12 protein-coding genes are annotated in these 11,793 nt (G+C 72.5%); 3 read left to right on the plus strand and 9 right to left on the minus strand.

What is annotated here, in order from left to right:
• Nucleotides 1-66: 66 nt before the first annotated feature.
• The 8 genes from AB0J67_RS35255 to AB0J67_RS35290 all read right to left on the minus strand — a co-directional run bounded on the left by AB0J67_RS35255 (nucleotide 67) and on the right by AB0J67_RS35290 (nucleotide 8,545).
• Nucleotides 67-705: an N-acetylmuramoyl-L-alanine amidase gene (locus AB0J67_RS35255; RefSeq protein ID WP_363489115.1), complete on the minus strand. Its 639-nt coding sequence runs from the start codon at nucleotides 703-705 to the stop codon at nucleotides 67-69.
• A 258-nt stretch (nucleotides 706-963) separates the two neighbouring features.
• Nucleotides 964-1,827, minus strand: coding sequence for an aminoglycoside phosphotransferase family protein (locus AB0J67_RS35260; RefSeq protein ID WP_363489117.1), 864 nt, complete (start codon nucleotides 1,825-1,827; stop codon nucleotides 964-966).
• Nucleotides 1,828-2,031: 204 nt separating this feature from the next.
• A complete protein-coding gene (locus tag AB0J67_RS35265) occupies nucleotides 2,032-2,475 on the minus strand; it encodes a hypothetical protein (RefSeq protein WP_363489119.1) in 444 nt (147 codons plus the stop codon).
• Between the two features lie 195 nt (nucleotides 2,476-2,670).
• A complete protein-coding gene (locus AB0J67_RS35270; RefSeq protein WP_363489121.1) occupies nucleotides 2,671-3,447 on the minus strand; it encodes an ABC transporter ATP-binding protein in 777 nt (258 codons plus the stop codon).
• Nucleotides 3,444-4,514: an iron chelate uptake ABC transporter family permease subunit gene (locus AB0J67_RS35275; RefSeq protein ID WP_363489123.1), complete on the minus strand. Its 1,071-nt coding sequence runs from the start codon at nucleotides 4,512-4,514 to the stop codon at nucleotides 3,444-3,446. Before AB0J67_RS35275 ends, AB0J67_RS35270 begins: the two co-directional genes overlap by 4 nt.
• Before the next feature lies 1 nt (nucleotide 4,515).
• Nucleotides 4,516-5,544: an iron chelate uptake ABC transporter family permease subunit gene (locus AB0J67_RS35280; RefSeq protein ID WP_363489125.1), complete on the minus strand. Its 1,029-nt coding sequence runs from the start codon at nucleotides 5,542-5,544 to the stop codon at nucleotides 4,516-4,518.
• Nucleotides 5,545-5,554: 10 nt separating this feature from the next.
• Nucleotides 5,555-6,559, minus strand: a complete 1,005-nt coding sequence (locus AB0J67_RS35285; protein ID WP_363489127.1) for an ABC transporter substrate-binding protein — start codon at nucleotides 6,557-6,559, stop codon at nucleotides 5,555-5,557.
• Nucleotides 6,560-6,745: 186 nt separating this feature from the next.
• Nucleotides 6,746-8,545, minus strand: a complete 1,800-nt coding sequence (locus tag AB0J67_RS35290; RefSeq protein WP_363489129.1) for an ABC transporter ATP-binding protein — start codon at nucleotides 8,543-8,545, stop codon at nucleotides 6,746-6,748.
• Nucleotides 8,546-8,621: 76 nt separating this feature from the next.
• Between AB0J67_RS35290 and AB0J67_RS35295 the strand changes: the two genes are divergently transcribed.
• Complete coding sequence (locus tag AB0J67_RS35295) at nucleotides 8,622-9,038, plus strand: MarR family transcriptional regulator (RefSeq protein WP_363489131.1); 417 nt, start codon at nucleotides 8,622-8,624, stop codon at nucleotides 9,036-9,038.
• 22 nt (nucleotides 9,039-9,060) lie between these two features.
• Here AB0J67_RS35295 and AB0J67_RS35300 read toward each other — a convergent pair whose 3' ends face one another.
• The gene (locus tag AB0J67_RS35300) at nucleotides 9,061-9,924 is read right to left on the minus strand and encodes a hypothetical protein (protein ID WP_363489133.1); all 864 of its coding nucleotides are present in this window, start codon (nucleotides 9,922-9,924) and stop codon (nucleotides 9,061-9,063) included.
• A 116-nt stretch (nucleotides 9,925-10,040) separates the two neighbouring features.
• Here AB0J67_RS35300 and AB0J67_RS35305 point away from each other — a divergent pair, with 116 nt between their 5' ends.
• Nucleotides 10,041-10,865 carry an NmrA family transcriptional regulator gene (locus tag AB0J67_RS35305; protein WP_363489135.1) on the plus strand — a complete coding sequence of 275 codons (825 nt, stop codon included), beginning with the start codon at nucleotides 10,041-10,043 and terminating at the stop codon, nucleotides 10,863-10,865.
• 109 nt (nucleotides 10,866-10,974) lie between these two features.
• Nucleotides 10,975-11,709 carry a hypothetical protein gene (locus AB0J67_RS35310; protein WP_363489137.1) on the plus strand — a complete coding sequence of 245 codons (735 nt, stop codon included), beginning with the start codon at nucleotides 10,975-10,977 and terminating at the stop codon, nucleotides 11,707-11,709.
• Nucleotides 11,710-11,793 lie beyond the last annotated feature (84 nt).

Here is an 11,793-nt window from a genome sequence, read left to right on the forward strand (position 1 = left end):
CATCGCCCCGGCCGCGGGCGGGGCGGCCGGGCGGGGGGCCCGGCCGCACCGCGCGCGGGTGCGACGTCAGAGACCGAAGAAGGCGGCTATGCCGCGGGCGTGCCCGCGGGCGGTGGCCGTGAGGAAGTCCGCACGCTTGAGCAGGTTGGCGTTGGCCAGCGTGTCGATGAACAGGTTCTCGGTGAGCACGGCGGGCATGTTGCTCTCCCGCAGCACGTGCAGGTTGGCCGACTTCTGGCCGCGGTCGGTGACCGAGGCGACCGTGCGCATCTGGCTCAGCACGTTCGTGTGCACGAGGTTCTGCAGGCGCACGGTGGTGGCGCCGACGCCCGGATACCGGTAGCTCTCGAAGCCGGTGCCGCCGCCGGCGTTGATGTGGATGCTCACGAAGATCGCGGCGCCCCACGCGTTGGCGTCGTCGGTGCGGTAGGTGAGGCTGCGGGTCACGTCGGTGGTGCGGGACATGCGCACGTCGACGTTCCAGTTCGCCTTGAGGATGTCGCGCGTCTGCAGGGCGATGTTGAGGGTGAGGGTCTTCTCCTGCAGGCCGTTGGCGACCGCGCCGGGGTCGGTGCCCCCGTGGCCGGGGTCGATGTAGACCTTGGGCGCGGCCGCGAAGGCCGGTGCGGCCGCGAAGGGAGCAACGGCGACACCTGCGGCGGCAGCCAGCAGGGTGCGCCGGCGCAGGCCGGGGTTTCCGTTCATGTGTACACCTCTGGGGGGCGAGGGAACCTGGACGGGCGTGAATCTATCGCATGTGCATGTATCTATGAAGATGTCTTACGTAGATTTATGGTTTGTTGTATGTTTCCTTCATCAAGGGCGCAGGCGGGTCGACACGGGCACCTCCGCCGGCCGAACCCCTCAGCGAGCGGCCACGCGCTCGCGGCAACGCCCTCGCGCCGCGTCCGGACCGTCGTGATCGCAGTGAGCGCCTCACGGCCGGTGACGTCGCCCGCAGCGCTACGGCCGCAGCGACACGTACTCGGCGATGATGCCGTCGAGGACGCGCCGCGCGGAGTTGTCCGCCTCGTCGCCGTCGTCCGGTGTGTGGGGGTAGGTGGCGAGTGCCTTCCAGAGCGCCCAGCCCCGCCCCCGTGACCATTCCGCCTCGTCGACGGCCAGCTTCTCCCGGAACGCCTGCCGTCCCTCGACGGTCAGCAGCGTCCAGGCGATCGCCAGGTCACAGGCCGGATCGCCGACGCCGCAGGTCCCGAAGTCGATGACAGCGGCCAGCTGCCCGCCGCGGAGCAGGATGTTGCCCTGGGCGACATCGCCGTGGAACCACATGTCGGTCCCGTCCCAGGGCGCGTCGAGCGCGTCCCGCCAGATCCCGCCGACCAGGTCCACGTCGACGTGACCGGCCAGCCTGGGGAGCGCGTCACGCACCACGCCGGCATAGGTCCGCAGGGTCCCGCCGCGGAACCAGTTGTGGATCCCGGGACGTGGGCCGCCGGACGGATCGACCTGCCGCAGGGCCGACAGGAACTCGGCCAGTTCCACCGCGAACCGGACCGGGTCGGCGATGCGGTCGGCGCTCGCCGTCTCGCCGTCGAGCCAGGCATAGACCGACCACGGGAAGGGATAGCCCGCACCGGGTTCACCCTTCCCCACCGGGGTGGACACGGGCAGCGGAAGGCGGGGCGCCAGCACCGGCAGCCACCGGTGCTCCTTCTCCACCGCCTGCGCGTACTCGGCAGCGCTGGGCATCCGCGCCGACAGCCGCGGCCCGAGGTGGAAGGTCCAGTTGTCCCAGCCGCCCTTGGCCACCGGCGTGACGGGCAGGCCCGCCCATTGCGGAAACTGGGTGGCCACGAGCCGGCTCACGAGCTCAGCGGGAACGTCGATGCGCTTCGGCACGGGACCGAGATCGGGCGTGTCGCTCACTGAATGGAGTCCTTGTCTGTCGACGATTCGCGGTCAGAGCGAACCCACCAGGCACGCATGCTGTCAATGAGATTTCGACGGCCAGGCCCGTCCCACGGGCACGGGCGCGCCTGCCGGCCCCTGCCGGAACAGCCCTCGCGCGGCTCAGTACGGCGGGCAGGGCACGTCCGTCATCGTCGCGTAGCCCGCCGCCGGCGCGGACAGCCGTACGCAGATGCGCGTGGTGTACGAGGACAGGCCGCTGCTGCCGTCACCGGTGATGACCAGATCGAGCGTGACGTTGCCCGCCTCGTCGGCGTGCGCGGCCAGCGTCCGCTTGCCGAGGGTGTCGGCCAGCTCGCGCACGCGCTCGGGCCTGCGCAGCTCGGGTTGCTCCGCGAGCAGCCGCTCCGCCCATGACAGCGTCTGCTCGGCACCGATGCGGGCCTCCTGATCCGCCTCCCGCCGGGCCGCTTCCTCGCCCAGCGGGTCGACGGCGCGCACCGTGAAAATGACAAGCAGCACTGCGCCGTACCCGAGCAGGAACACACCCGCGATCGACAGGACGACGGTAATCCAATGTGTCCGGTGGGAAGAGTCGGCATCCATCCGGCCATCGTGGACGATGGAACCGCTCCACGCTGACCCGTCCTCGGCGCAGCGCGTGCCGGTGGCCGCCGCATACCGCGTGCGTCGTGACAACTTGTGGGTTGTCACGACAACCCACAAGTTGTCACCTGAAGGCGACACCGTCCCGGGACACCGACGCCGCCCGCAAGGCGGCCGCGGCGGCCGGGCCGCTCGTCAGTCGGCCGGCACGATGATCGGCGTACCCGCGACGGGATCGGACACGATCACACAGGCCAGGCCGAACACCTTCTCGATCAGCTCGGCGGTGATCACCTCACCCGGGGTGCCTTCGGCGACGATGGCGCCCCCGGCCATCGCGATGATGTGGTCGCAGTAGCGGCTGGCGAGGTTGATGTCGTGCAGCACCGCCACGATCGTCTTGCCGGACTCCGCGTTCAGCCGGCGCAGCAGACGCAGCAGCTCCACCTGGTGGTTGATGTCCAGGAAGGTGGTGGGCTCGTCGAGCAGCAGCAGGTCGGTGTCCTGGGCCAGGGCCATCGCCACCCACACCCGCTGCCGCTGCCCGCCGGACAGCTGCCGCAGCGGGCGGTTGACCAGCTCCGCGGTGTCGGTGGCGTCCAGCGCCCGCGCCACGGCGTCGTGGTCGCGGTCGGTCCAGGTGCGGAACCAGCCCTGGTGCGGGTAGCGGCCGCGGGAGACGAGATCGGCGACGGTGATGCCGTCGGGGGCGACCGGGGCCTGCGGCAGCAGCCCGAGCACCTTGGCGACCTCCAAAGTGCTGAGGTCGGCCACCGATCTGCCGTCGAGCAGGACGGTCCCCGCGCGCGGGCGCAGCAGCCGGGCCAGGCCGCGCAGCAGCGTGGACTTGCCGCAGGCGTTCGCACCGACGATCGCGGTCACCTTGCCGTCGAGCACGGTGACGTCGAGGTCGCGTACGACCGTCCGGGCGTCGTAGCCGAGGGTGAGCCCCTCGGCGCGCAGTCGGGTCATCCGCCTGCTCCTTGTCTGTTCGTGGTGGCCAGCAGCCACAGCAGGTACGGCGCGCCGACGGCGCCGGTGACCACCCCGGTCGGCAGCGGCGTGGGCAGCAGGTGGACGGCGACGAGGTCGGCGGTCAGCAGCAGGGCCGCGCCGACGAGGGCGGCCGCGGCGATGCCGCCGGTGGCGGGGCCGAGCAGGCGGTTGGCGATCGGGCCGGCGACCAGGGCGACGAAGACGATCGGGCCGGCGACCGCGACCGCGAGCGCGGCCAGCAGCACGGCCGTGCCGAGCAGCACCGCGCGGGTGATCTCCACGCGCGCGCCGAGGGCCCGGGCGGAGTCGTCGCCGAGTTCGAGCACCCGCAGCCTGCGGGACAGGAGCACGGCCAGCGGCAGCAGCACCACGAGCGCGCCGGAGAGCAGTTTCAGCTCGTCGTCGCTGGCCTGGCCGACCGAGCCGGTGAGCCAGTGCATGGCCTGCCGGGCCTCGAACAGCTCCGCCTTGGTCAGCATGAAACCGGTGACGCCCTCGAAGAAGACGGCGGTCCCGATGCCGATGAGGATGAAGCGGTAGCCGCTGACCCCGTCGCGCCAGGCCAGCACGTACATGAGCAGGGCCGCGCCGACCGCGCCGCCCAGGGCCAGGGCGCAGACGAGCAGCCCGCCGACCTGGAACAGGACGATGCCGGTGACGGCGGCCAGGCTCGCGCCGGAGGTGATGCCGACGAAGTCGGGCGAGGTGAGCGGGTTGCGCAGCAGCTGCTGGAACACGGTGCCGGAGGCGCCGAGGGCCAGGCCCACGGTCAGCGCGGACAGGGCCGTCGGCAGCCGCAGGCCGCGCACGACGAAGTCGACGCTGGGCACGTCGGCCAGGTGCAGCACCGAGGTGACGACCTCCTGCGCGGTGAGCCGGAAGCTGCCGACCATCATCGTCAGCACGAACAGGCCGATGACGGCGGCGGTGAGCCCGGTCGTCACGGCCAGGGCGCGCGCGGCACGGCGGCGGCGCGTCGCGCGCAGGGCGGCGGCGGTGCCGGTGCGCGGCGTGGCGGTGGCCGGGGTGGCGGTTGTGGTCATGTCAGGCCTCCGACAACCTGCCGTACCGGACGATGCCGATGAACACGGGTGCGCCCAGGACGCCGAGCACCACGCCCACCTGCAGCTCGCCGGGGGCGACGACGACCCGGCCGACGACGTCGGCCAGCAGCAGGATGATCGGCGAGAGCAGCATGGCGTAGGGCAGGATCCAGCGGTAGTCGGGCCCGCAGATGAACCGGGCCAGGTGCGGCACGACCAGTCCGACGAAGACGATCGGGCCGCAGGCGGCGGTCGCGGCGCCGGCGAGCACGGCGACGATCGCGAACGCGGCCGCGCGGGTCAGGCCGACCCGCTGGCCGAGGCCGCGGGCCATGTCCTCGCCGAGGGCCAGGCCGTTGAGCGCCCGCCCGCAGGCCAGCGAGGCGACGAGGCCGACCAGCAGGAACGGCGCAACCCCGGTGAGGATCGGGGCGTACCGGCCGGCGAGCGAGCCGACCTGCCAGAAGCGCAGCTCGTTGAGCGCGTCCACGTTGGTCATCACGATGCCGGTGGTCAGCGAGCCCATGCCCGCGGTGACGGCCGCCCCGGCCAGGGCGAGCTTGACCGGGGTGGCGCCCTCCCGGCCCAGCGACGCGATGGCGTACACGAGCAGGGTCGCCACGATGGCGCCCGCGAACGCGAACCAGATGTAGAAGCCGACGCCGCGGATGCCGAGCACGGTGATGGCCAGGACGACGAAGGCCGCCGCGCCGGAGTTGACGCCCATGATGCCGGTGTCGGCGAGCGGGTTGCGGGTGACGCCCTGCAGGACCGCCCCGGCGACGCCGAGGGCGGCGCCGACGAGGATGCCGAGCAGCGTACGCGGCACCCGCATCTCCAGCGTCACGGTGTGCTCGATGGAGCTGCCGCCGTCGAGGCCGGCCAGGGCGCGCAGCACGTCGGACAGGCCGATGGAGCGGGAGCCGAGCGTGATGCTGAGGAAGGCGACCAGGGCGAGGATCACGCAGAGCACGGCGAGCCCGGGCCCGAGGGCCAGAGCTCGCCGTGCCCGCACTGTTGAGCTGTTCATCCGGGGGACGTCAGCTGCCGATGTTCTCGTCCGCGGCCTTGATCGCCACGGTGAGCTTGTCCAGCTCGGTGGCGAAGTGGCCGTAGGTGTGCAGCCAGTACGCGGGCCACGCGACGACCGCGCCGGACTTGGCCGCCTTGATGGAGAACCAGGTCGGCTGCTTCTTGCCCCACTCGGCGTTGGCGGTGTCGGTGTAGGAGCGGCCGTCCCACAGGATCAGGTCGGGCTGGTACTTGTCGGCGTTCTCCCAGCTGAGGTTCTCCCAGTACGGGAAGCCGGGGTCGGGCTTGTCGGGGTTGACGACCTTCAGGCCCCACTTCTGGAAGTCCAGCAGCTCCGGCGCGTACTCGGGGTTGGCGACGTAGACCTTGTCGTCGGCCGGGGACATGGCCAGGGCGGTCAGGTTGGGCTTGGCCGCGACCGCCTCCTTGAACGTGGCCAGGGCCTGTTCGAACTTCGTCTTGGCCGCCGCGATCTCCGGGGAGTCCACCTTGGCGCCGAGGCTCTTGGCGAGGTTCTCGTAGCCCTGGGCGAGGTCCAGGATCGACTTGCCCTGGGAGACGCCGACGACGGGGGCGAGCTCCTTGAGCTTCTTGCTCTTCTCGTCGACGCCCTCCTCGAGGCCGCTGTGGGCCTTCTCGGCGGGCCAGTAGTCGGCGACGATCAGGTCGGGGCGCAGCGAGGCGGCCTTCTCGACGTCGATCTTGCCCCACTCCTCGCCGAGGATCTCGATGCCGGTGAGGTCCAGGCCCTTGATGTTGGGGTCGGTCTTGACCGACTCGTCGGCGTAGATGCCGACCGGCTTGATGCCGAAGGACATCAGTGCGGCGGCTTCACCGGCGTGCGCGATGATCCGGGTCGGCGTCTTGTCCGCCTTGACGACCTCGCCGGAGCCGTCGGTGAACTGCCACGGGCCGGACGACGACGGTGCCGTCTCGGGGGTGTCGGTCGAGCCGCAGGCGGCGAGCGTCAGGCTGAGAGCCGCCGCGGCCAGTATCGGACGCCAGATGCGCATGGGGGGATTTTCCGTTCTCACGAAGGAAGGGCAGCCTAAAGTTAGGTAAGGCTAACCGACGCCCTTGGCACCGGGAAGGCACACAGTGACCCAGGTCACCTTCGCCCGCGGCGCGACATCTGCTCCACATTGGTCGACCGGCCATCTTGCCTGGTCAATGAAGCCAGGTGGACCGGCCGGGCGGCGCTACGCGGCGAGCGCGGCGTAGCGGCCGCCGCCTTCGACGAGGCTGCGGTGCGAACCGGACTCCAGGATCCGGCCGTGGTCGACCACCGCGATCTGGTCGGCGTCGCGGACCGTCGACATCCGGTGCGCGATGGTGATCGTCGTACGCCCCCGGGCGAGCTCGTCGAGGGCGCGCTGCACGGCCCGCTCGGTCTCGGTGTCCAGCGCGCTGGTCGCCTCGTCGAGCACCAGGATGCGCGGATCGCGCAGCAGGGTGCGGGCGATGGCGATGCGCTGCTTCTCACCACCGGAGAAGCGGTGCCCGCGGGAGCCCACGACGGTGTCGTAGCCCTCGGGCAGGCCGGTGATCAGGTCGTGGATCTGTGCCGCGCGGGCGGCCCGCTCGATCTCGGCGTCGGTGGCACCGGGCTTCACGTAGCGCAGGTTCTCCCGGATCGTCGTGTGCAGCAGGTAGGTCTCCTGGCTGACCACGCCGACGATGCGGGCGAGATCGGCCAGCCGCAGGTCGCGCAGGTCGACGCCGTCGATCGTGAGGCGACCGGCGGCGGGGTCGTAGAGCCGGGAGACCAGCGCGGCGATGGTGCTCTTGCCCGACCCGGTCTCGCCGACCAGGGCCAGCGAGGTGCCCGCGGGGACGTCGAGGCTGACGCCCGCCACGGCGGCCGTCCCGCTGCCCGGGTACGCGAACGTGACGTCCTCCAGGCGCAGGTGCCCGGCGACCTGGGCGGGGTCGATCGCGACCGGGTGCACGGGGTCGTCGACGTCGACCGGCAGGTCGAGGTACTCGAAGATCCGGGCGAACAGGGCCAGCGAGCTGGTCAGCGAGACGCCGACGTTGAGCAGGCCCATCAGCGGCCGGAACAGGTTGGCCTGCAGCGCGGTGAACGCGACCAGCGTGCCGATGCTCATCGTGCCGGCGGTCACGGGCAGCCCGGCGCTGAGGTAGATGACCGCGGGGATGGCGGCGAAGATGATGCTCATCGAGGCCATCCGCCAGCGTCCGGCCAGCTCCGAACGCAGCTCCAGGTCGATCAGGCGGCTCGACGACGCGGCGAAGCGCTCGACCAGCGCGGGTCCGGTGCCGGTGGTCTTGCTGAGCTGGACGCCGCTGATCGACAGGCCCTCCTCGATGGTGACGTTGAGGTCGGCGAGCTCGCGCTGGCGCTGGGCGGTGATCGTGCGGCGCATGCGCGCGACGCGGCGGGTCAGGTAGACGGCCGGGGGCACCACGACGAGGGAGACCAGCGACAGCCGCCAGGACAGGGCCGCCATGGCGACGGCGGTGGCGACGGTGGTGGTGAGGTTCGAGGCGACCGACGTCGCGGTCGAGGTGACCACGGACTGCATACCGCCGATGTCGTTGGTGATGCGCGACTGCACCTCGCCGGTGCGGGTGCGGGTGAAGAAGGCGATCGACTGCCGGTGCAGGTGGGCGAAGACCTCCGTGCGCAGCCGGTGCATGATCTGCTGCCCGACGGTGGTGGAGATCCAGGTCTGCACCACGCCGAGCGCCGAGGTGAGCGCGGCGACGGCGACCATGCCGAGCACCAGCCAGACCAGCAGGCGCAGGTCGGCCTGGGGCAGCGCGACGTCGATGACCTCGCGCAGCAGGAACGGCGAGGCCATGGCGATCACGGACGAGGCGACGATCGCCGCGACGACCACGGCCAGCTGCCCGCGGTGGGCGGCGAACAGGCCGCCGATGCGGCGCAGCGAGACCTCGCGGGCCTGCGCCTTCTCCTCGGCGGTCACGGTGTGCGGGCCGCCGCGGCGGCCTCGTTCCAGAGGGGGGCTGTCCAAGGGGTGGTTCCTTCCGTCGAATGCTGAGGTTACCTCACTATGAGGTTACAACCGCATCCACTGGTACGGTATTCCCGTGGACGAGCGCGACGAAGCGGGCCTGTCGGAGGCCTTCTGGGCGGTGGCGCGCCACCTGCGTCACCTGACCCGGGACGCCCTGGCCCCCTGGCAGATCACGCCCTCGCAGTCGCGGGCGCTCAACGTGCTCCACCGCCAGCAGGCACTGCGCCTGAACGAGCTGGCCGAGCAGCTGCGCATCGCCCCGCGCTCGGCGACCGAGGTCGTCGACGACCTGGCTGCCCGGGGCCTGGTCGAGCGCCGCGCCGACCCCGCCGACCGCCGGGCCACCCTGGTCGCGCTCACCGGCCCCGGCCGCGACGCCGCCGAGGCCATCGAGTCCGCCCGCCGGGCCGAGGCCGACCGCTTCTTCGGCACGCTGTCGCCCGCCGACCGCGAACACCTCGTCCGCATCCTGCGCAGCCTGTCACCCTGACCCGCCGCGAGATCCGGCCGCCTCAGGACGGCAGCGAGGGGAAGCCGTCACCCAGCGGGTCGTCACCGGTGCGCATCCGCTCCTCGCCGGCCCCGCCCGTGATGATCGCGCAGCCCGCCACCAGCAGCGCGTACGGGACCGTCTTGCGGATCTCGCCGTTCCTGGTGCGCACCACCGTCTCGAACGGCACCCCGATGGGGCACTGCAGGCTGCCGTCGTCCAGCCGGTTCATCGGCACGATGTGATCGATCGCCTCGACCAGCCCGGACCGGTCGGCGACCTCGAAGCGGGCCCGCTGCTCACCGGACCAGAACTCGAACGCCTGCTCGTACTCGATGAGGATCCGCTGGCCGGGCTGCAGGATCAGCGGCAGCGGCTGGGCCCGCTCGACGCGGGCGTCGCCCTGCTCGCTGTCGCCCATCCCGTTCACCCTGATCCAGTCACCGCGGTCGGGGTAGACCGTCACCGTCTGCGCCCGGTCGACGCGGCGCAGCGCGTTGCCGCCGGCCTGCGGGAACAGGGTCTCCACGTCCTCGACGACCATGGGCGTGGCGCTGGTGTTGGCGATCGACAGCATCGCGCGCCAGCCGATGCGCTCGGCGTAGACCGCCTCACCGACCGGCCGCAGCGACATCGCCTTCTGGAACGGCCACTCCTGCGCCAGCAGCAGTGACGCGCGCTCGACGTCGAGCGCGCTCGGCTGCGCGGGGGGCTCGGGCTCGCCGCCGAACAGGCCGTACATGTCGTTGGTGAAGCCGACGATCAGCGCGGCGGCGGTGAACACCGCCACGAGCAGCTGCACCGGCCGCGACTCGACGAGCCGCTTGACGCGGCCGGGCCGGTCCGTCTGCTGTGGACCGCCGTCGGCGGCATCAGGCGAGGTCATGATGGGTGCAGCGTATGCCGCCCGCGCAAGCACCCGGCGCACACCCGGTGCGACGCACCACCCGGCGCCGCAGCCGCGGAGTTTCCCGCCGGCGGCACCGGGGAACTGGACGGGTCATGACCGTCGTCGTCCTCGGGGGCACCGGCACCACCGGCAGGCGGGTCACCGCGCAGCTGCGGCGGCTCGGCCACGACCCGCGTCCCGCGTCGCGGCACACGCCGACACCGTTCGACTGGCAGGACGAGTCGACGTGGCGGCCGGTGCTGCGCGGGGCCACCGGCCTGTACCTGATGGCCCCGCACGAGCTCCCGGTGGACCCGGCTTTGCTCGCCGTCGCCGTCGCCGCCGGGATCCGGCACCTGGCGCTGCTGTCGAGCCGCTCCATCGAGGAGATGGGCGACCGGCGGCTGCTGGCCGCCGAGCGCGACGTCGCCGCGAGCGGCGCGGCGTACACCGTGCTGCGCGCCGACTGGTTCGACCAGAACTTCGACGAGGGCTTCTTCCGCGACGCCGTGCTGGCCGGACAGCTGGCCGTGCCGGTCGGCGGGACCCGGTTCGCGTTCGTGGACGCCGACGACATCGCGGCCGTGGCCGCGCGGGTGCTGGCCGAGCCGGCCGCCCACGCCGGCCGCACGTACGAGGTCACCGGCCCGGCCTCGCTGAGCTTCGCCGAGGCGGCCGAGGTGATCGGCGCGGCCGCCGGGCGGCCGGTGCGCTTCGACGGCGGCGCCGAGGCGTACCGGGCGGGCATGCGGGCGCTGGGCAGCCCGCCGGAGCAGACCGAGGCCGAGATCCGGGCCTTCGCCGCGCTGGAGAGCGCCGGCCACAGCGCGCCCACCACCGTGGTAGCCGACCTGACCGGCCGCCCCGCGCGCAGCCTGGCCGAGTACGCCGCCCGCGCCGCGGCCGGCGGAGCGTGGCCGTCACCCGGACCGTCCTGAAGCGAGCCCGCAGGGTCGGACAGGACATCCGTCAAGCATCGATATCCGACACTTCGCCCACGGCATGTCGCGGTGACCGCCACCGGCCACCGGCGGCATCATCGAGCCCATGAGCCGCGCTGGACACCCCGTCGCCGTCGATGTCGCCGAGCAGCTCGACTACTACCTGGTCTTCGCCAACATCCGGGCCCGCGAGCGCGCGCTGCCACCGGAGGGCATCATCCTCGAGGAGTTCGTGCTGCGGCCCGACGGCACCGCGTCCGCCCTGGACAGTGCGGGTTGGACGGCCGCCGGTGGAGCCTGGTGGAGCGCTGCGGCGTTCAGCCGGGGGCTGCGCGACGACGCGCGGCTGCGGGCGCGGGTGACCCCCGTCGACCGGGCGGGCGCAAGCGCGGCGTACCGGGCACTGGGCGGCGGCGAGCTGCTCGCGGAGCCCGCACTGCGCCGCCACTTCCTGGACCGGCTGGACCTGGCCGCCGTCACCCCGCCCAGCCTGGTGCCCGCGCAGGCCACCCCCGAGCGCCGCGTCTACCGGGTGCAGCTGGCCGGGGAGCTCACCGAGCAGGGGCTGGCGCGGCTGCGCAGCGGATGGCGGATGCAGCCCTTCGACCGGTCCGACGACGCCGCGCAGCGGATCGCCGGACGCACCCGGCGCACCCTCGACGGGCAGACCGTGACCTGGACCCTGCGCCGGACCGGCGCCGAGCAGGCCTGGGCCGTCGACCTCGCCACCGACCAGCCCGACGGCGCGTCCACCCCCACCCTGGCACCACTCCTGCGCCGCCTACGCACCGAAGCCCGAGCCCAGGGCCTGATCCCAATCACCGTGGACCGCCTGCGCTGACCCCCGCCCCCACCCGGACCCCTCTCCCGCGCCCCCCAACACCCCCCCCACCGAGACACCAACCCCCACAGCACGACACACCCA

Origin of the sequence: Catellatospora sp. NPDC049609 (genome assembly GCF_040675365.1) — a bacterium.
GTDB lineage: Bacteria > Actinomycetota > Actinomycetes > Mycobacteriales > Micromonosporaceae > Catellatospora.

Excerpts from the sequence above, each read along its gene's own strand:
- AB0J67_RS35255 (WP_363489115.1), bottom strand. The coding sequence starts at position 705 with ATGAACGGAAACCCCGGCCTGCGCCGGCGCACCCTGCTGGCTGCCGCC.
- AB0J67_RS35265 (WP_363489119.1), bottom strand. The coding sequence starts at position 2,475 with ATGGATGCCGACTCTTCCCACCGGACACATTGGATTACCGTCGTCCTG.
- AB0J67_RS35270 (WP_363489121.1), bottom strand. The coding sequence starts at position 3,447 with ATGACCCGACTGCGCGCCGAGGGGCTCACCCTCGGCTACGACGCCCGG.
- AB0J67_RS35275 (WP_363489123.1), bottom strand. The coding sequence starts at position 4,514 with ATGACCACAACCGCCACCCCGGCCACCGCCACGCCGCGCACCGGCACC.
- AB0J67_RS35280 (WP_363489125.1), bottom strand. The coding sequence starts at position 5,544 with ATGAACAGCTCAACAGTGCGGGCACGGCGAGCTCTGGCCCTCGGGCCC.
- AB0J67_RS35285 (WP_363489127.1), bottom strand. The coding sequence starts at position 6,559 with ATGCGCATCTGGCGTCCGATACTGGCCGCGGCGGCTCTCAGCCTGACG.
- AB0J67_RS35300 (WP_363489133.1), bottom strand. The coding sequence starts at position 9,924 with ATGACCTCGCCTGATGCCGCCGACGGCGGTCCACAGCAGACGGACCGG.
- AB0J67_RS35305 (WP_363489135.1), top strand. The coding sequence starts at position 10,041 with ATGACCGTCGTCGTCCTCGGGGGCACCGGCACCACCGGCAGGCGGGTC.
- AB0J67_RS35310 (WP_363489137.1), top strand. The coding sequence starts at position 10,975 with ATGAGCCGCGCTGGACACCCCGTCGCCGTCGATGTCGCCGAGCAGCTC.